A 20,702-nucleotide genomic window follows, 5' to 3' on the forward strand; every position below is an offset into this window, starting at 1 on the left:
TACAGCGGATTGCTTTTGCAATCTTATAAAGAACAATTATTTATAGCTTAATTTCAATATCAACACCAGCTGGTAAGTTGAGCTTCATTAGTGAATCAACAGTCTTTTGATTTGGATTTATAATATCAATAAGACGTTTGTGAGTTCTTTGCTCAAATTGTTCTCTTGAATCTTTGTACTTATGAACAGCTCTTAGTATTGTTATAATTTCCTTTTCTGTTGGAAGTGGAATTGGCCCAGATACAGTAGCACCTGTTTGTTTTGCAGCATCCACAATCCTTGAAGCGGAATTGTCTAAAAGTTCATGATCATAAGCTTTAAGTCTGATTCTAATTTTTTGTTTTCCATTGTTTGACATAATTACCCTCCTATTCGCATAGTTAATTGCTTTTGCGAGATAGGGTTACCGATACACACTTCCTGGTGTTTCATTTTGGAAGTAAAATAAAGAAAAAATAACCCTTCGCCTAAATCGTGTTAGACTTCTCATCCATAATTACCTTGGTTCCCTTTTTTCCACAAGACTCCAAGCAACTTATGAAATCACAGCAAACTATTTCATTTCAAACGCTTAAACATTATATCTTAATAAAAGCGTGATGTAAAGCCTTTATTGAAACTTTTCCAATAAAATTTTATTACTTAGTTTCCCAATAAATTTCAGCTCAATTATCATGCTCTTACTTGACTATATCTAAACTTTGCCTAACTTAATATTTATATATTAAATTTAAAGTGTTGTCAAGTTTTATTCACAATTCATAAAAATATTTTATTTTTATTTTAAAATTTGCTTATTTAAATTATTATTTAAATTAAAAATAGCCCCTCTTCTACTTTATTTTGCTTTGAAAAGAGGACTATAGTTTATATCTTTAAATTTTACCTATTTAATTAAATACATCTATATACTTAATTTTCTTCAGGCTTTATTATTAAATATTGCATGTAATTATTGTTTTCTCCTTCTTTTTCTTCAAAGAAGTTATAAAAGTTAAAGTTATAATAAAATCTCTCTGCAGGATAAACTCCATATCCATCTTGATTGTGATCTGTTGTGTCATAAGGGTCTGCAACTATTATTACGTCGTCTTGAGTTGTTTCTGTTCCCATAGTGTCATAACCTATTATTGTCTGCCAATGTCCTCCCCAGTCGTTCCATCCAACCATAATTGGATTTCCGTTTTTTAAATTTTCTTGAATGTACTCCAGTGTAAACTTTGACTGCAACTCTTCTTTGTCCTTGAAGTCCTTTGCACTTTCAATAGTAAACCCACCAACTTTTCCCATTACTTCTATTAAATCCGAAAGTGATGAACCTTCAGGATTTAACCCCTGTGGTCTCAGTTCAGAAAGTGAATACTCATTCCAATCTCCCAATTTATTATAGTAATTTAAATTCATTAGTAGTGAACTAATTCCACATGACCATTCAGAGCTTTGTTGCTGTGTTTTAAAGTTTGATAAAATTGTTAAATGATCGTCGGACTTTGCATTGTAAAAGTCTACGTTTGAAAAATATGGCGACCCTTTATGGTCTGCCGTTCTCTCTACTGAATCTGCTCCATCTTCTTTTGAAAAGTCCTCTACATAAGGTATTTTCATCTCATCGGAATAATTTCCAAGCACTTTTTCTTCCGCCTTGTTACAACCTGTTAATAACACAGTTGACAAGACTACTGTAAGTAATAACTTTTTAATAATATCGCCTCCTAATTTATATTACTTTCGTATTATAAGTTAGAAGGCATATATTTGTAAATATTTATTTTTTAAATCTAAAATATTTTTCTATTTCCATATTTTTACAGGTCATCTTCTATTACACTTGACTTAGAATAAGCTGAAACTTTCGCTTCAAAAAAGTCTGTTTTTATTGCGTTAGGGTCTGAATATTCACTTACCCACTTCATTGAATCAGGTTCTTTGTCATAACCTTCATATAATGGTTCAAATCCAAGTCCCTTACATCTTAAGTTGCCCAAATACTTAATATAGTCTTCCACCATGTTCATGCTAAGTCCCTTGATGTTATCTCCTATTACGTATTTGCCCCATTTAATTTCTTCTTCAACACCTTGTCTAATCATCTCTCTGTAGAGTTCAATGTTTTCAGCTGTAAATAATTCAGGCTCTTCTTTTTTTAATTCTAATATAATAGATCTAAAAAGCCACAAGTGAGTATTTTCATCTCTATTTATATATCTAATCTCCTGAACTGTTCCCGGCATCTTTCCTATTCTGCCCAGTGAATAAAAGAACATAAATCCGGAATAAAAATATATTCCTTCCAATATATAGTTTGCAATAGCAGTTTTTGCCAAGTTAAAAGCTGTTCTGTCATTGTAGAAGTCATTGTACTTATCTCCAATAAACTTATTTCTAGCTAGAAGCACTGGATCATCTTTCCACTGATAGAGTATTTCACTTCTCTCTTCAGGGGAACAGATAGTATCTAGAATATATCCATAACTTTGAGAGTGAATAGCTTCCTGATAAGCTTGAATTGTAAGGCATAAATTTATTTCATTCGCTGTAATATACTCTCCAATGCTTGGAAGGTTTGCTGTTTGAAGACTGTCTAAAAATATTAAAAATGAAAGTATTTTATCATAAGCCGCCTTTTCATCTGGTTCTAAATTTCTATAGTCTTTAATATCTTGAGTTAAATTTATTTCCTCAGGTATCCAAAAGTTGTTCATTGCCTGTCTGTACCAATCACTTACCCAAGTGTATTTCATATTGTTAAAGTCATTTAAATTTGTAGTGTTTCCATTTATCATTCTTCTCTTATTGAGTTCAATGTCACCTTTTTCATTAAATAAATCTTTTCTCTTTAATTGTTCCATAATTCCTCCTTAAGCTGAACAGCTATCGCAATCTTCTACTTCAAGGGACTTATTTCTAACGTAGTAAATAGTCTTTACACCCTCTTCATAACCTTTAATATAAAGTCCTAAAATTTGGCTCATTGTGTAGTCTGTCGTTATATATAAGTTTACTGACTGAGATTGGTCAATATGTCTTTGACGAACTCCTGCCGCTCTCATAATCCAGTTTTGATCTATGTCATGTGCATTTTCATATAGCCAAAATGTTTGAGAGTTAAGTGAAGGTGCTACTCTTGGAACTATTGCTCCCTTTTTTTCCTCTAGAAAGTATCTGCTCATTACAGGGTCTACTGCTGCAGTTGTACCTGCTATAATTGAAGTGGATCCCGTTGGCGCTATTGCCATAATATATCCATTTCTAAGTCCGTCTTTTTCAACTTCTGCTTCTAAGCTTTCCCACCTATCGCTATTATAATCTCTCTTTTTAAAATATTTTCCGGTTTGCCAGTCAGATCCTTCAAAGTATTCGTAACTTCCCTTTTCTCTGGCTATTTCACTACTTGCCTTAATTGCAAAATAATTAATGTCCTCATATACTCTGTCTACAAATTCCAAGTGCTCTTCACTTTGCCAACTGATGTTGTTCTTTACAAGCATTTCATGATAACCACTGGTTCCAAGTCCAATTGATCTATATTTTTTATTGGTTATCTTAGCATAGGCTACAGGATAGTAGTTTAGGTCTATTACATTATCCAATGCTCTAATAGTTGTATTTATAACCTCTTCCAGTTCTTTTTTGTTATTTACATCTATATTGCCAAGGACTAGAGATGCTAAGTTACACACTACAAAATCTCCAGGTTTAGTTGTCTTTACTACTACTTCTTCACCATCAACTATTTTTATTTCAGTTGACCCGCTTTCAATTGCACTGGTGTTTTGAGCAATTTCTGTACATAGGTTTGAACTGTAAATCATTCCCTTGTGCGCATTTGGATTTAGCTCATTTACTTTGTCTCTGTTAAATATAAAAGGTGTTCCAGTTTCAACGGCAGACTTTATTACTAATCTCACCATATCTTTTACTTTCATTACTCTCTTGTCTATTCGCTCATCTTCAACACAATCTAAATATTTATCAAGCCATTCTTTCCCATAGGAGTCCTCAAGACAATAACCCTTAACGGTCTCAACTTCATGAGGGCACATCATATACCAATTTGCATTTATATCTTCCTTTGCCAACTCCCAGAAGTAATCCGGAAAACAAACTCCCGGAAATACATCGTGAGCTTTCATTCGGTCATCTCCGTTATTAGTCCTAAGTTGTAAAAATTCTGCAATGTCCTTGTGCCACACATCTAAATATACGGCCACAGCACCCTGTCTAACGCCAAGTTGGTCTACTGCCACTGCTGTATCATTGGCAAGTTTAATCCATCTGACTACGCCACCTGCAACGCCTTTAAAACCTCTAATGTCAGAACCCATTGCCCTTACCTTTCCAAAATACAGACCCATTCCTCCGCCGTGCTTTGAAACTTGCGCAAAATTATCTATTGACCTATAAATTCCATCAAGACTGTCAGGTACTGTATCTATAAAACAAGATGAAAGTTGGTGGTATGGTTTTCTGGCATTGGACATTGTAGGAGTTGCAACAGTGATTTTTAACTGACTTAACACATCATATATCTTCTTTGCCCACAGAACTTTATTGTCTCCCTCTGGAATTGCAAGGTGCATTGCTATTCCCATAAACATCTCCTGAGGTGTCTCAAGTATTTCTCCTTCAGAGTTTTTTATTAAATATCTCTTTACTATTAAGTCCAAGCCGCTGTAATTAAACAAATCATCTCTCTTTACGTCCATATACTCTTCAAGTTCAGTTATATCTTCATCACTATAATTTTCAAGCATATATTTTCCATATAAGTTTTTCTTAGTTAAATAGTGAATTTTATCTTTAAATGTGTATATTTCATCTCTGTTCATTATTTCATAGATGTATTTTCTCACTTGAATAGATAAAAATCTGGCTGAGATAAATTCCCACTTTGGCGATTCCTTTGAAGTAAGTTCAGATGATGCTCTTATTAAAATAGATAAATACTCATCTTCATTTAAATTTTCCTTTGCAAAAGAAATAAACTTATTATATAAAAAAGATAAGTTATATGCGTCTTCCTTAAACTCTCTTTGAATATTTTCCATTTGTTCTATTATTACACTATCTAAAAAGTACTTGGAAAAATCTTCTATTGTCTTTCTCATAGTGTAGTGAGAAGCCCTATATAGAATATAACTCTTTACAACAGTGTAAAAATTATTTTCAAGTAAAGTAATTTCCACTAAGTCCTGTACTTCTTCTACAGTAATTATATGACTTTCAGGAAAATTATTATTTATTTTTTCAATTATTTGTTCGCCCATTTTTTTTATTACATTTTCATCTATGGGTTTGCTTACGCTTATAAATGCTTTTTTCATTGCAACTTCAATTTTATTTCTATCAAAGTCTACAACTTCTCCATTTCGCTTAATAATCCTCAATTTTCTATCCCCTATATTTTGTATTTATTTGTTTTTCTGTAACTAAATATACCATATATAGTATATATTTAAAAGTGCTTTCCCATAGGTTTTTTAAATATATTTTTAAAGAATACTTGATATTACATATACTATAAAATAGAATAAAAACATGAAGACAAATTTTAAAGAAAAACTACAAAATACCACAGAAAAATGGATAAGAGAACAAAAAATTAAAAGTAAGAAAAAATCAGAAAATCAAGAGAGAATTTCAAAGGAACTCGAACATGAAAATAGAAACTTAGATAAGAGAGGTAAAATAAAAAAAGTTTTTATTTGGACTATTATAGTTCTCGCCTATGACGGCTTTAGAATGTACTTAAGATATAGGACGGGAAGAAACTTAGTTGAAATTTCAGATTTAGTATTTTCAGTTATTGTAATAGCTATTTATGCTTACTTTATCTTTAATTACGCTAAAATTAAAGATAACAAAAATAAGTAACTCCAATGATACTATATTTTAAAAATTAGTTAAAAAAAAGGAGATTTTATGAAAGGCAATACTATAAAAGCAATTATCTTGTTTTTTGTAAATATGGTTTTATTTTTAGCACATAGTAAATTATCACTATATGCAAAAGAATATTCCAGTATAAATTTTAATTTAAATGCAGTTATGTTCGTTAATTTTCTTTCCTGCATACTTATAATTTTAACTGCTATAATTCTATATAAAGTAAATGAAAATTTAAATGTTAAATCTTTGATTTTTGCAACTATAGTAACGGGTATATTTTTAATACTAACTTTCCCAATACTTTTATTTCCATATGAGTTGTATGGGTTAAATATTTTTACACAGTTTATTTTTCAAAATGATTATATAGTAAAGTTAATCTCACTATATTTTGGATACTTTTTAATAAGTTATCTACATAGTAAAAAGTCTGTTAAGTAAAAAACTTAACAGACTTTTTTATTGCATTTAAACTCTCTTTTAAAACTTTTGTATAAATAACTTTCAACCTTTTTTTGATTAAATATAACCTTTTATTATCAATTTAAATTAATTTAGAAACTAATTTATATAATATTTTTTATATAAAACAATTCTTAATGATAGTACCCCTTTATTGTGGTATAATTAAAAAATATCTAAAAAAAGGAGGAATACTGTGATTGATGTTGTAAAAGAAGTAAAGGCAATTGAAAATGATATTATCAATTGGAGAAGAGAGTTACATAAAACTCCAGAACTAGGTCTTGTTCTACCTAAAACATCTAAGTTTGTTCAAGACAGACTTAATGAAATGAACATTGAATACAAAACTTTAATTGATGGCAATGGAATTGCGGGACTTATCAAAGGAGAATTGGGAGATGGCAAAACCATTGCGCTAAGAGCGGATATGGACGGTCTTCCAATAGTTGAAGAAACTGATTTTGAGTTTAAATCTCAAAACGAAAATATGCATGCCTGTGGACATGATGGACACACTGCAATGCTACTAGGAGTAGCAAAAGTACTGTCTTCCAATAGAGACAAGTTTAAGGGAAATGTTAAACTTATATTCCAACCAGGTGAAGAATATCCCGGTGGTGCTAAACCAATGTTAGATGAAGGAGCTTTTGAAAATCCTAAAGTTGACGGAGTGCTTGGACTTCATGCAGGCCAACTATCTAAGGAAGTTGACCACGGAAAAATCGGAATTTCCTACGGACCAATGATGGCATCTATGGATAGAGTCTATATAAAAGTAATTGGAAAAGGTGGACATGGCGCCTATCCTCAAGACTGTATAGATCCTGTAGTAATGGCAGCTGAAATTATATTGGGAGTTCAAAAAATAGTTAGTAGAGAAATTCCGGTATATCAACCTGCAGTACTTTCAATATGCAGAATTGAGGGAGGATCTAACCAAAATATAATTCCGGACTTTGTTGAACTTGAGGGAACTGTTAGAACTTTTGACAATGATTTAAGAGAAAAGATTTCTAAGCGCATTGAGGAAATAGTTAAAGGAATTACAAGTGCAAACAACGCTGACTATGAATATGAATACAACTTTAAATATCCACCAGTTGTAAATAATGGAGAATTTACAAAAGCTCTTGTAACTTCCGCTGAAAAAGTAATAGGCAGTGAAAATATTGTAGAAATCCAACACCCTCTAATGGGCGGCGAAGACATGGCATACTATCTTCAAGAAGTCCCTGGTACATTTATATTTTTAAGTAACTTGCTACCTTTTGAGGGCAAGACATATGGACACCATACTTCTAAATTTGCCCTGGATGAAAGCGAATTTTTTAAAGGCACATCAATTTTTGTTCAATACGCACTAGATTTTTTAAATAATAATTAGAAAGGAGCAAGACGTGAAAAATTTTAAATTACATTTTTTAGTAATTATATTAGTTGTAATATCTGAACTAATAGGCACAATATCAATTCCCCTTGGAGCAGGCTCAATAGTTTTATTACCTATGCTCTATGCAATGATATTCGGTATATTAATAACTCCAAAGTTTTTAAAAATTGCAAATGAAAAGGATATGGACGATGCTGGGTCTCTAATAGGACTTACGCTGATGTTACTTATGGCAAAGTATGGAACTAACATAGGCCCTACACTTCCATTAATATTAAAATCCAGCCCGGCATTAATACTTCAAGAATTTGGAAATGTTGGAACAGTTTTACTAGGTGTTCCAATTGGAGTAATGCTTGGATTAAAAAGAGAAGTTATCGGAGGAGCTCACTCCATTGCCAGAGAGCCTAACGTTGCTTTAATTGGAGAGAGATATGGACTTGACAGTCCTGAGGGACAAGGCGTTTTAGGCGTATATATAGTAGGAACTGTATTTGGAACTCCATTTATTGGAATGTTGGCAAGTTTCTTGGCAGCTTATACTTCACTTCACCCATATGCACTTGCAATGGCATCCGGTGTTGGGTCAGCTAGTATGATGACAGCAGGAGTTGGAACACTAAGTGCCGCTTATCCTCAAATGGAAGAGATGATAACTGCATTTGGAGCAAGTAGTAACATGTTGTCAGGATTAGATGGCATATATATGTCCATATGGGTAGCACTTCCACTTGCTAAATGGCTATATAGAAAATCCTATAGATTAAAATATGGTGTACTGCCAGATTTAACTGAAGATGAAAAAGGAGATGAATAAATATGAAAATAAAAGATTCCGCTATTATATTATTAATAACTGCATTTATATCTCTAATTGCCAATTTTGTGAAAGGCACATCTCCTATTGAAGCCCTTCCGGGCATGTTGATATTAGTCGCTGTATCTGTTCTGGGAATTGCACTTGCAAAGATAATTCCATTTAAGATACCAAATGTTGCATATATAGTTACACTGGCAACAATCATAACCGTTCCGGGAGTTCCTGGGGCTGCCATTGTTTCAGAATATGTTGCAAAAGTTGACTTCTTAGCACTTTGTACACCTATACTTGCATATGCAGGTATATATACTGGAAAAAATATAGATTCTCTAAAGAAAACCGGTTGGAGAATATTTGTACTAGCTGTAGTTGTAATGACTGGTACGTATGTTGGATCAGCAATTATCGCAAATGTAGTATTAAAATTAATAGGACAAATTTAATTTAAATAAAAAAAGACTTCGGAAAAAATCCAAAGTCTTTTTTTATTTAAATTTCGCTTTTTATTTCATAACTCTTTGATTTTGTAAATAATAAGACTATACCTATTGCTACAAATCCTGCAAAAAGTTTTCCCACTATTACCGGCATAACTAAACTTGGATCATTTGTAGAAACATAGGCCAAGTGATCTCCAAAAACTGTTGCTGCCGGCACTGAAAAAGCTATAGACATTACTTTTCCCTTAGGGTCCATGTCTTTTACCATATTGTACATCGGAATACTATTCGCCAGCACTGCTATTAGTCCTCCCATAGAAACATCACTTATTCCCAATACTCCACCTGCTTTTGAAAGTAACTTTGAAAGTCTCTTAGTTAAGAAACTTACAAATGGATAGGCACCAGCTAGTGTTATGGCAATGTATCCTACTATTTCCAGTTGCGGTCCTATTGGATCCATACCCTGTACTAGTATAACGCCAGTCAATTCTTGGAATATTGCAAGTCCAAAAGTTACTGTTAAAATTGCAGTAATTACTTTTGCAAATACGTTGAATATTTTCATTGTAATTTTTTGTGCTTTTAACAGACCAAAAACCAATACTGCTGAAAATAAAATAATCGGCAGTAAATTTATAAGCGTTTTTGAAAGTGGTATATTCGCCAACATTGCACTTACAACACACCCAAAGGGCACTGAAATAAGTCCCATCATAATCCCCTGAGCCAAATAATCTCTATCTTTTTCCGGAATGATCCCCAAAGATACGGGTATTGCAAATATAACTGTAGCCCCTAGCATTGACCCCAATATAATTCCGGACAGAGCTACAATATCAGGATCACTAGTCATTGCTGCTGCCAATGGGTATCCTCCCATATCCAGCGCAAGTATACTTCCTGCCAACATTGCAGGATCAGCATTTATTAAATTAAATAAAGGTGTCATAATAGGCGTTAAGATATTTCCAAGAACCGGTGCAAAACACATCATTCCGACCATCGCCATTGCAAGTGGTCCCATTGCATTGATACCCTCTTCAAAGGGTTCTCCAAAACCCAACTTATTGTTTAAAAAAGCTCTATCTATTACACCTAAAGCCATAAAAAACACCATAATGTACTGTATAACTTGATTTACCATACAAAACCTCCCACTTGAAGTAACTTATAAACGCTTTCTGGCAGCTTTTGCATGTGCTATTAGGTCTTCACCTATGGCCATTCTTTCAGCTATTTCTCCAATATTTTTTATGCCCTCTTCAGTCATCTTTTGGTGTGTAACTGTTTTTGTAAATGTGGCAACGGAAACTCCTCCAGTGTATCTAGCTGCTCTTACAGTAGGCAATGTATGATTAGTTCCCGATATATAGTCCCCAAAAACTTCTGCAGCATTTTGCCCTATAAATAAAGATCCATAATTAATTAGTTTTTCTACTGCTTCTCTTTCATTAGTAACATGAATTTCTAAGTGCTCCGGTGCGTAGTCATTTGCCATTTCATAGGCTGAATTTAAACTTTTAACTACAATTACTTCTCCATTATCCATCCAAGATACTTCAGCTATTTCTCTTGTACTTAAATCTTTTAGCTGTTCTTCTACTTCTTTTATTACTCTTTTTCCTAAATCTTCATCAGTTGTTATCAGTATTCCCCTAGCTTTATAATCGTGTTCACACTGAGCTAATATATCCGCTGCAATGTATTCAACATTTCCAGTTTCATCTGCTATTATAAGAACTTCACTAGGTCCTGCAATAAAGTCAATTCCAATTTGTCCAAAGCACTGTCTCTTAGCTTCTGTGACAAATTGATTCCCTGGACCCACAATTTTATCAACTGCTTTAATTTGTTCTGTTCCATAGGCTAGAGCAGCAATTGACTGAACACCACCAACAGTGTATATTTCATCTGCTCCGGCTATGTCCAAAGCTACTAGTGTTGATGGGTGAATTTTATCTGTTCCCTTCATTGGAGGTGCACATGCAGCTATTCTTTTTACTCCTGCAACTCTTGCTGGAACAACTAACATAATTGCCGTAGAGTAGAGAGGATAACTTCCCCCAGGAATATAACATCCAATATTTTGTATTGGAATTATCCTATGACCTAAAAACACTCCTGGAACAATTTCAAAATCACTAATTTCTCTCATTGAATTTTTTTGCTCTACTGCAAATTTTTTAACATTTTCAGCAGATTTTTTAATGTCTTCTATTAACTGTGCGTCTACTTTTTTATAGGCCTCCTCAATTTCTTCTTGTATAACTAGTAAATTTTTTCTCTCACAATTGTCAAACTTTTTATTGTACTCTATAACTGCAGCGTCTTTATTAGTTCTAACATTTGCAATGATTTCTCTTACTGTCTTTTCTTTTTCTTGAGTTTCTTCTAGAGAAACTTCGATTTTCTTTTTTAAGTACTTCATTTCTACCTCCTACTTTTAAATAATTAACAATCATTATATCAAATCACCGTACTAAAGCAAGTTAATTTTAAAAAAGCACACTCAAATTTAAGATCAATCTAAATTCTAAGTGTACTTTTATTTTTGTTTTATTTTAAATTTCTCCTAAATATTTCCTACATGCTTTAATTACATAATATAAGGCAACCACTTTTAAAATAAACATAGCTACATTTGCAATCATTGCAATAAATCCAAATCCAGCTAACCCTGTTCCTATTAGCATAGTAGAACACCTCCATTAAAATTCACTAGCACAACACTATTTTAAATTTTCTAATAATTTTTTAGTGAAGTCCCACATTTTTTCAACGGATTTTATTTCCACTCTCTCCTTAGGACTGTGAACATCATACATATTTGGTCCATAGCTAATCATGTCGCAATCAGGCAATACTTTTTTCAAGAGACCACATTCTAAACCTGCGTGAACGGCATCATAAGTTGCATCTTCTCCAAATAAATCTCTATAAGTCTTAAGAGATTTTTCTCTAAGTTCTGACTTTTCTTCAAATTGCCATGCAGGGTAACTGTTTGTAATTTCAAATTTTCCACAACATCTATTTGCAGATATTTCAAGCATATTCAATATATATTCCAATTCAGAAGATGAAGAAGATCTAACAGAAGTAGTATATTTTAATATATTTCCCAAATCTTCTATTACCGCATTATTAAGAGATGTCTCCACAAGACCATCTATGTCTTTAGACATGGAAATTACTCCATCTCCAATTATTACTGAGTAGTCAATAAAGTCAGCTGTAAGTTTTTTAGTATAAGGTTTTAAGTACTCAGTATCTTTAATCTCAACTACCAAGTTAGGATCTTCAACTCTATACTCAGCTTTTAAAAGCTTTGAAAATTCCTCTACAATTTCTCTGGTTTTGTTTTTATCTTTAACTACGACTTTCGCCACTGCATTTGACGGAATTGCATTGTGTTTTATTCCACCACTAACTTCAATAATTCTAATATCTACAGATTTTTTTATTTCATTTAATATTCTTCCAATTAATTTGTTTGCGTTCGCTCTCTGTCTAATTATTTCTTGTCCGGAGTGCCCTCCTAAAAGACCTTTTACAGATATTTCAAGACTTTCTCCTACAAAATCTTCTCTTTCAATTTCAAAGCTAACTTCAGCTGTTGCACCACCTGCACAACTAACTAAAAATATTCCCTCTTCTTCAGAGTCTATATTTAAAAGTTTTTGACCGGTTAACATTCCCTTTTTAATTGCAGCTGCGCCGTCCATTCCAGTTTCTTCATTTGTCGTAATTAAAACTTCAAGTGCCGGATGAGGTAGTTCATCAGAGTCTAAAATTGCCATTGCATAAGCTACTGCAATACCATCATCTGCACCAAGTGTAGTGTTGTTTGCCCTTAAGTATTCTCCATCTACCACCATTTCTATTGGGTCAGTTTCAAAATTGTGTTTTGAATCTTCAGTCTTTACACATACCATATCCATGTGCCCTTGTATTATAACAGTATCCGAATTTTCATACCCTTCTGTTGCGTCTTTTTTTATTATTACATTGTATTCCTCATCTTGAACTACTTCTAAATTTCTGTCTTTTGCAAATTTAACTAAATAGTCTGATGCTTCTTTTTCATTTCCCGATTCTCTTGGAATTTGATTTAATTCATAGAACCAATTGAAAACTTCTTTTGGCGCAATATTTAAACTCATTTTAATACCTCCTACTATTTTTACTTTTCTCAACTATTATTATACTCAATATCCTCTTAGAAAAATAGTTTCTTGTAAAAAAATAAAAGACCAATTGGTCTTTTATTAAAATTCTAGCAATTCTGCTCCCTTATAAGTTTCTTCTTTCGGTTGAACAGGTTTTTCTTGAACTTTTTCTACTGGCTTTGGAGCTTCTTCTACTACAGTTTGTTTTACACCCCAATTTGCCAATTCTTGATCTGTTCCCATCCAAACGGGCATTCCTACTTTTGCCCTTGGAAATATAAATGTTTCAATATCATAGTTAAACATTCTAATACAACCATTTGAAACTGACTGTCCAATTTGAGCCGGTTTTATAGTTCCGTGAATTCCATATCCCGAAAATCCGGGAATATTTAATCCCATCCATCTCTCTCCCAGAGGATTGTTAGGATCATCAGAAGCTTTAGGTTCATACTTTCCATTCATTCCTCCCCATGCAGGGTTTTTATGTTTATTCATTATCTTTCCCTTTGCAGATGGAGTAGGTGTGGAGCTGGTTCCTATTGCCACTGGGAATTTATACATTGGACTGGTTCCCTTGTAGTATGTCAAAGTCTTTTTTGACTTATTTATAACTATCCATTCACCCGGTGTTGGCGGATTTGTAATTTCATCTTTTACAACCATATTTGGACCATATAAAACTTTATAGGTCATATCGTCAATTCCACCTGTCACTGTTAAATTTGAAAGGGCTTGGAATTTTTTAATTTCAGCTACTTTTTCTGCTCCCGATTTATCCATAAAATTATTAGGTCTTACATAACTTCCTGCGCCTACAGTTGCAGGAAAAATCAACAACAGTGCAAATATAAATACATTCAATCTCTTTAATCTTCTCAACATTTTACACTCCATTTTATTTTTATTACACCAGTATAACCTTAATATTTAAAACTATAAAGTTAAATTTTAGTTACACTTTTAAAATTTTTCTTAAAAACTGTCCAGTGTAAGATTCTTTTACCTTTGCAACTTCCTCCGGTCTTCCAGTAGTAACTATAGTTCCACCACCATCTCCCCCTTCAGGACCAAGGTCTATTATGTGGTCTGCAGTCTTTATTACATCTAAATTGTGCTCTATTACAACTACTGTATTACCTCTATTAACTAATTCATTTAATACCTTTAAGAGCTTTCTGATGTCTTCTGCATGAAGTCCTGTTGTAGGTTCATCTAATATATAGATAGTCTTTCCAGTTGCCTTTTTTGAAAGCTCTGTTGCAAGTTTTACCCTTTGAGCTTCTCCTCCTGAAAGTTGTGTAGATGGCTGTCCAAGTTTTACATAGGACAGTCCCACATCTCTAAGCGTTTCCAACTTTTTTAAAACTCTCTGATGATTTTCAAAGTAATCCAAAGCTTCTTCAACTGTCATATCCAACACGTCAGATATATCTTTATCTCTGTACTTAACTTGTAGAGTTTCTCTGTTATACCTCTTTCCCTTGCACACTTCACAGGGAACGTAGACATCCGGTAAAAAGTGCATCTCCACTTTTATAATTCCATCACCTTTGCAAGCCTCACATCTTCCGCCCTTTACATTAAATGAAAATCTTCCCTTTTTATAACCTCTTAACTTAGATTCATTAGTCATTGCAAATATATCCCTTATCATATCAAAGGTTCCAGTATAAGTTGCAGGATTTGAACGCGGTGTTCTTCCTATTGGACTTTGATCTATATCTACTACCTTATCTAAGTGTTCAAAGCCGGTTATCTTTTTATATTTCCCCGGTTTTAGCTTTGAGTGATTTAATTTTTGAGAAAGTGCCTTAAATAAAATTTCATTTACCAGTGAACTCTTGCCACTTCCGGAAACTCCTGTAACTGCAATAAATTGTCCCAGAGGTATTTCCACATCTATATTTTTTAAGTTATTTTCACTTGCTCCAAATACTTTTATACTATTGCCGGTGTATGGTCTTCTCTCCTCTGGGATTTCAATCTTTCTCTTTCCAGATAGATAGGCTCCGGTTATAGACTCATCTACTTTCATTATTTCATCAGCTGTTCCCTGAGCTACAATCCTGCCTCCGCCACGACCTGCAAGAGGTCCAATGTCAACTATTTGATCTGCCATTCTCATTGTCTCTTCGTCGTGTTCAACTACTATTAGGGTATTTCCAACATCTGTAAGTTCCCTAAGTGTTTTTAAGAGTTTTGCATTGTCTCTTTGATGAAGTCCTATGCTGGGCTCATCTAGTACGTATATTACTCCCACAAGTTGAGATCCTATTTGAGTTGCAAGTCTAATTCTCTGAGCTTCTCCTCCTGATAGAGTTCCCGCCATTCTGGACAGTGTCAAATACTCAAGTCCCACATTTTTAAGAAATAAAAGTCTTGAGTTTATCTCCTTTAAAAGTTGCTCCGCTATTATGGTGTCCTTTTCAGATAGTTTTAAATTTGCAAAAAACTCTAATGCCTTCACTACTGAAAGTTCTGTTACTTCAAATATATTAAGTCCTCCCACTTTAAATAAAAGTGCAGATTCCTTTAACCTTGCCCCATGACATACTGGACAGGGTTCGTCATTCATAAACTCTTCTATTTTTTCCAACATTGCATCAGAAGAAGTTTCCATATATCTTCTCTTTAAATTGTTTACTATTCCCTCAAATGTTCCCTGATAGGTCTTTCTACCGGAGAAGTGACTGTCAAATTCAAATTCCAGTGAAGTATCAGAACCATAGAGCAATGCATCTAAGAATTCCTTAGGCGCATTTTTTATTGGCTCATCTAGTGAAAAACTGTACACCTTTGCAAGAGACTTTACCATTTGAGCATAGTATGTCCCATCTACATTGGAATAACTTGCAATTGCACCTTGATTTATAGACAATTCTTTATTTGGAATAACTAAATCAACGTCAACTTCTTTTGAAAATCCAAGTCCCTTACAGGCTTCACAAGCTCCTATGGGAGAGTTAAAAGAAAATGACCTTGGAGATACTTCTTCTATTACTATTCCACTTTCAAAGTCTGCCAATTTTGAAGAAAATACCAATTTTTCTTCTCCAATTACATCTACATTTACTATTCCCTCTGAAAAACTCATTGCAAGTTCCAGAGACTCTGACAACCTGGAACCTATTCCCTCTTTTACAATTAATCTGTCTATTACAATTTCTATAGTGTGGTTTTTATTTTTTTCAAGTTCTATATCTTCAGAAATGTCATGCATTTCTCCATCAACTACAACTCTTATAAATCCATCTTTTTTTATCTTATCTAAGGTCCTCTTGTGAGTTCCCTTTCTCTGTCTCACCACTGGAGATAGAATTTGAATCTTGGTGCCCTCTTTTAAATTCATAATTTCATCTACCATTTGGTCTACTGTATAAGCTGTTATTTCTTTTCCTGTCACAGGGCTGAAAGGATGTCCCACTCTTGCAAATAACAATCTCAAGTAGTCATATATTTCAGTAACTGTTCCCACAGTGGACCTTGGGTTTTTACTGGTTGTCTTTTGGTCTATTGAAATTGAAGGGCTCATTCCCTCAATATAGTCTACATCCGGCTTGTCCATCTGCCCCAAAAATTGACGAGCATATGAAGACAAACTCTCTACATATCGTCTCTGACCCTCTGCATATATGGTATCAAAGGCAAGAGAGGTCTTTCCTGAGCCCGAAAGACCTGTAAAAACTATAAATTTATTTCTTGGAAGCACTAAGTCAACATTTTTAAGATTGTGTTGCCTTGCTCCTTTAATTACTATATTTTTATCTTCCAAGTTTTCACCCCTTAATCATCTTTCATCTTTTCCATATCAACTTTAAGTTGACTTATCTTGTCTCTTATTTCAGCAGCTCTTTCAAAGTCAAGTTGTTCTGCCGATTTAAGCATTTCCATTTTTAAAGCGTCAATCATTGCCATTATTTCTTCATCTGTAAATTCTTCAGCATTAGCTGTATAGTCAACTTCTGTTTCGGCTGCTATTGTAGATTCTATTACTTCTCTAACTCCCTTTACTATTGACTTAGGAGTGATTCCATGTTCTATATTGTACTCATTTTGAATTTTTCTACGTCTATTAGTTTCATCTATTGTAACTTTCATTGACCTGGTAACAATATCGGCATACATTATTACTTTTCCGTCGGAATTTCTCGCCGCTCTACCTGACGTTTGAATTAAAGATGTCTCCGAGCGCAAAAATCCTTCCTTATCTGCATCTAAAATTGCAACTAGAGAAACCTCCGGTAAATCCAAACCTTCTCGAAGCAAGTTAATCCCAATGAGAACGTCATATACTCCCAGCCTCAAATCTCTAATTATTTCCATTCTCTCAATAGTCTCAACATCTGAGTGCATATAAGTTACTTTTATTCCTATTTCTTTAAAGTACTTAGTTAAATCCTCTGCCATTTTTTTTGTTAAAGTTGTAACCAGTACCCTCTCGCCTCTATCTTTAGCTTTTTCTATTTCATTTAACAGGTCATCTATTTGATTCTTAGTAGGCCTTACTTCTATTATGGGATCTAAAAGTCCTGTCGGTCTAATAATTTGCTCTACTTTATTTTGTTCATGCTCTTTTTCATAGGGCCCTGGCGTTGCTGAAACATAAATACATTGATTCATCATTGACTCGAATTCATCAAATTTTAAAGGCCTGTTGTCAAGGGCTGAAGGAAGTCTAAACCCATAGTCCACAAGTGTTTGCTTTCTGGACCTGTCTCCATTGTACATTCCCCTAATTTGAGGAAGTGTTGCATGAGACTCATCTATTATAGTTAAAAAGTCCTTTGGAAAATAGTCAATTAAAGTGTAGGGTCTTGAGCCAGGTTCTCTTTGAGATAAGTGTCTTGAGTAGTTTTCAATTCCACTTACAAATCCCATTTCATTTAACATTTCAAGATCGTAATTAGTTCTCTGTTCAAGCCTTTGAGCTTCAAGAAGTTTTTCTTGATCTCTTAGTTCATCAAGTCTTGTCTCCAACTCTTCTTCAATTGTAACTATTGCCTTCTTTACTTTTTCTTCTGTAGTTGCAAAGTGAGATGCAGGTGTAATATAAGCGTGCTTCATATAACTTATAACTTCTCCTGTCAGAGAATCCACTTCACATATTCTATCAATTTCATCACCAAAAAATTCAACTCTTATAGTATTTTCAGAAGAAGACGCCGGAAATATTTCAAGCACATCTCCTCTAACTCTAAAAGTTCCCCTGGTAAAATTAATGTCATTTCTAACATACTGTATATTAATTAATTGCTTCATTATTTCAGTTCTATCTTTAACCATACCCGGTCTTAAAGACACAGCTAAGGTCTTATAGTCTATGGGATCTCCCAAGCCGTATATACAAGAAACTGAAGCTACTATTATAACATCTTCTCTTTCAAATAAACTCATTGTAGCAGAGTGTCTAAGTTTATCTATTTCATCATTTATAGATGAATCCTTTTCTATAAATGTGTCAGTTTGAGGTACATATGCCTCCGGTTGATAGTAATCATAGTAAGATACAAAGTACTCCACTGCATTTTCAGGAAAGTACTCTTTAAATTCACTTGCCAATTGATAGGCCAGTGTTTTATTGTGAGCTATTACAAGGGTTGGTTTTTGAACTTTTTCAATAACATTTGCCATTGTAAAAGTTTTTCCTGAACCTGTAACTCCCAGTAAGGTTTGATGTTTTAAGTTTTTATTTAAGCCATTTACAAGACCCTCTATTGCTTGAGGCTGATCCCCCATGGGCTTGTAATCCGCATGAATTTTAAATTCCATTATATCACCCTTTATACGAACATAGGTTTATTATAACATTAAGACTATAAATATCAAGGAGTATTTCACAGTCTTAAGATATACTTCTTTTAAATTTTTAATATTATTTTTTTGCTATTTTCTCTTTATATCCCTAAGCATTGACCTTTAAACAAAATTTTCTATACTTCTTAAAAATTAGTAAAATTACACATTTTGTGATAATATAATATTAAATATATCAATTAATTATTTATAATAAATTGATATTACATATTAATACTCATACTTTAGAGCATATAAACTCAAACACACTTAGTAATTTTTTTAGAATACAGTGAACACCTCAACTTCATTATTAGATAAGACTATTTTTTGAGATGGTCATTGGTTATATATATTGAATTACAATAAGGAGGTAATGAAATGCGTAAAAATGAAATGAATGTTAGAAAAGAACATGAGGCAGTTAGAAATAGTGTTGGGTTTTATGACTTTACTCACCAACTCTTAGAAGTAAGTGGAGTTGATGCACAGAGCTTTCTTGACAAAATGTTTGTAGCTTCCATTGGTAAAGCTAAAGTTGGAGATGCGAAGTATAGCACTATGTTAAATGAAGACGGAATTATTATTGACGACGTAATTGTATTTAGAGTTGATGAAGATGTATTTTGGATTTCAACTTTATACATCACTGAGTTAATTGCTTGGTTTGACAAAAATAAGGGCAACAGTAATGTAGAATATAAAGACATTACTTATAAGACCACAATGTATGCAGTGCAAGGTCCAAATTCAAGAACAGTTTTAAATGACTTTCTAAAGGACAACATTGACCATATGAAGTACTTTACTATAGAAGATAATATCATTGACAATGTTCCCGTTAAAATTGCGCGCAGTGGATACACTGGAGAACTGGGATTTGAAATTTACTGCGATCCAAAGAACAAAGACTTTATAGAATCCAAACTTATGGAAAGCGGAAAACAATTTAATATTTTAAATATAACTACAGATGTAATTGTAACCAGTCTACCTAGAGAAAAGGGATATACACTAATGAGCGACCTTGCGGGAACTAATCCGCTAGAAGTGGACTTTGGCTGGACTGTAGATTGGAATAAGGACTTTATAGGAAAAGCAGCTTTAGAAAAAGTAAAAGCTGAAGGTGCTAAGAGAAGACTAATTGGATTTACTGTTGATGACGACGCTGCTGAAGTTGAAGTTGGCTCAACTGTGGAAGTTAATGGCAAAGACGTTGGAAAAGTAACTATGTTTACCTATGGATATACAGTTGAAAAAAATATCGGCTTTGCATTAGTAGATGTAGACAAGGCAAATATTGGCGACTTAGCTACAATTAAAAGTGGTGGAAAAGAAATGGCTGCTACTCTAACTGAAAAAGTATTTTATGATCCGGAAAACTCAAAAATTAGAGCATAGTTGACAATATTAAGAGAGCTAAGTTTTTTAGTTCTCCAGAGTGAAGACAAATACTGCAAATTGTTTTTATTCCATCTTTACTATAAAAATAATTAACTTTAAAAATAATTAACTTTAAAAATAATTGCCTTTGAAATTTTAATAAACTTTCAAATTAAAAAACAACTAAACTTATTAATCAACCCAAAAGCGTTTTAGAGGTGTAATGGGAGGGTTTGGAAGGGCATGAGGAGAAATCGCAATCTCCTTCGCCCTCCCAAAAATTTTAAAAATAAATTTGAAATAAAATGAAAAATACAGATAATATTATGTTTATTTATACTTTATAAAAT

At 33.2% G+C, this 20,702-nt stretch carries 17 protein-coding genes; 6 read left to right on the forward strand and 11 right to left on the reverse strand.

Translation table 11 applies throughout. The features are described from left to right. Window positions 1-40: 40 nt before the first annotated feature. The 4 genes from rpsJ to BUB47_RS03480 all read right to left on the reverse strand — a co-directional run bounded on the left by rpsJ (window position 41) and on the right by BUB47_RS03480 (window position 5,387). Window positions 41-358 (reverse strand): 30S ribosomal protein S10, encoded by a 318-nt coding sequence (rpsJ, locus tag BUB47_RS03465; protein ID WP_073183812.1) that lies wholly within the window; start codon window positions 356-358, stop codon window positions 41-43. Window positions 359-912: 554 nt separating this feature from the next. Continuing rightward, the gene (locus BUB47_RS03470) at window positions 913-1,629 is read right to left on the reverse strand and encodes a C39 family peptidase (protein ID WP_234945624.1); all 717 of its coding nucleotides are present in this window, start codon (window positions 1,627-1,629) and stop codon (window positions 913-915) included. Between the two features lie 176 nt (window positions 1,630-1,805). Next, on the reverse strand, window positions 1,806-2,849 hold the full coding sequence (locus BUB47_RS03475; RefSeq protein ID WP_073183815.1) for a ribonucleotide-diphosphate reductase subunit beta: 1,044 nt from the start codon (window positions 2,847-2,849) through the stop codon (window positions 1,806-1,808). A gap of 9 nt (window positions 2,850-2,858) precedes the next feature. Then, entirely contained in the window at window positions 2,859-5,387 is a 2,529-nt protein-coding gene (locus tag BUB47_RS03480; RefSeq protein WP_073183817.1) for a ribonucleoside-diphosphate reductase subunit alpha, read from the reverse strand. Between the two features lie 151 nt (window positions 5,388-5,538). Here BUB47_RS03480 and BUB47_RS03485 point away from each other — a divergent pair, with 151 nt between their 5' ends. The 5 genes from BUB47_RS03485 (at window position 5,539) to BUB47_RS03505 (ending at window position 9,007) form a co-directional block, all read left to right on the forward strand. Next, window positions 5,539-5,874, forward strand: a complete 336-nt coding sequence (locus BUB47_RS03485; protein WP_073183819.1) for a hypothetical protein — start codon at window positions 5,539-5,541, stop codon at window positions 5,872-5,874. Window positions 5,875-5,922: 48 nt separating this feature from the next. Beyond that, window positions 5,923-6,330: a hypothetical protein gene (locus tag BUB47_RS03490; protein ID WP_073183821.1), complete on the forward strand. Its 408-nt coding sequence runs from the start codon at window positions 5,923-5,925 to the stop codon at window positions 6,328-6,330. A 217-nt stretch (window positions 6,331-6,547) separates the two neighbouring features. Beyond that, a complete protein-coding gene (locus tag BUB47_RS03495; protein WP_327021166.1) occupies window positions 6,548-7,738 on the forward strand; it encodes a M20 metallopeptidase family protein in 1,191 nt (396 codons plus the stop codon). A 13-nt stretch (window positions 7,739-7,751) separates the two neighbouring features. Beyond that, entirely contained in the window at window positions 7,752-8,561 is an 810-nt protein-coding gene (locus tag BUB47_RS03500; RefSeq protein ID WP_073183823.1) for a DUF3100 domain-containing protein, read from the forward strand. 2 nt (window positions 8,562-8,563) lie between these two features. After that, a complete protein-coding gene (locus tag BUB47_RS03505) occupies window positions 8,564-9,007 on the forward strand; it encodes a DUF340 domain-containing protein (RefSeq protein WP_073183824.1) in 444 nt (147 codons plus the stop codon). A 46-nt stretch (window positions 9,008-9,053) separates the two neighbouring features. Here BUB47_RS03505 and BUB47_RS03510 read toward each other — a convergent pair whose 3' ends face one another. The 7 genes from BUB47_RS03510 to uvrB form a co-directional block, all read right to left on the reverse strand. After that, entirely contained in the window at window positions 9,054-10,151 is a 1,098-nt protein-coding gene (locus BUB47_RS03510) for an ethanolamine utilization protein EutH (protein WP_073183826.1), read from the reverse strand. Between the two features lie 24 nt (window positions 10,152-10,175). Continuing rightward, window positions 10,176-11,435 carry a histidinol dehydrogenase gene (hisD, locus tag BUB47_RS03515; protein ID WP_073183828.1) on the reverse strand — a complete coding sequence of 420 codons (1,260 nt, stop codon included), beginning with the start codon at window positions 11,433-11,435 and terminating at the stop codon, window positions 10,176-10,178. A 133-nt stretch (window positions 11,436-11,568) separates the two neighbouring features. After that, window positions 11,569-11,700, reverse strand: a complete 132-nt coding sequence (locus tag BUB47_RS10160; protein WP_268761869.1) for a hypothetical protein — start codon at window positions 11,698-11,700, stop codon at window positions 11,569-11,571. A 36-nt stretch (window positions 11,701-11,736) separates the two neighbouring features. Further along, entirely contained in the window at window positions 11,737-13,167 is a 1,431-nt protein-coding gene (locus BUB47_RS03520) for an aminoacyl-histidine dipeptidase (RefSeq protein WP_073183830.1), read from the reverse strand. A gap of 105 nt (window positions 13,168-13,272) precedes the next feature. Further along, window positions 13,273-14,058 carry a L,D-transpeptidase family protein gene (locus tag BUB47_RS03525; protein WP_073183832.1) on the reverse strand — a complete coding sequence of 262 codons (786 nt, stop codon included), beginning with the start codon at window positions 14,056-14,058 and terminating at the stop codon, window positions 13,273-13,275. Window positions 14,059-14,128: 70 nt separating this feature from the next. After that, window positions 14,129-16,948, reverse strand: coding sequence for an excinuclease ABC subunit UvrA (uvrA, locus tag BUB47_RS03530; protein ID WP_073183833.1), 2,820 nt, complete (start codon window positions 16,946-16,948; stop codon window positions 14,129-14,131). An 11-nt stretch (window positions 16,949-16,959) separates the two neighbouring features. Beyond that, window positions 16,960-18,945 carry an excinuclease ABC subunit UvrB gene (uvrB, locus tag BUB47_RS03535; RefSeq protein ID WP_073183835.1) on the reverse strand — a complete coding sequence of 662 codons (1,986 nt, stop codon included), beginning with the start codon at window positions 18,943-18,945 and terminating at the stop codon, window positions 16,960-16,962. 405 nt (window positions 18,946-19,350) lie between these two features. Here uvrB and BUB47_RS03540 point away from each other — a divergent pair, with 405 nt between their 5' ends. Then, the gene (locus tag BUB47_RS03540) at window positions 19,351-20,370 is read left to right on the forward strand and encodes an aminomethyl transferase family protein (protein WP_073183837.1); all 1,020 of its coding nucleotides are present in this window, start codon (window positions 19,351-19,353) and stop codon (window positions 20,368-20,370) included. The last annotated feature ends 332 nt before the right edge of the window (window positions 20,371-20,702 follow it).

The sequence above is a fragment of the Anaerosphaera aminiphila DSM 21120 genome (genome assembly GCF_900129925.1).
In the GTDB taxonomy this organism is placed as follows: Bacteria; Bacillota; Clostridia; order Tissierellales; family Peptoniphilaceae; genus Anaerosphaera; species Anaerosphaera aminiphila.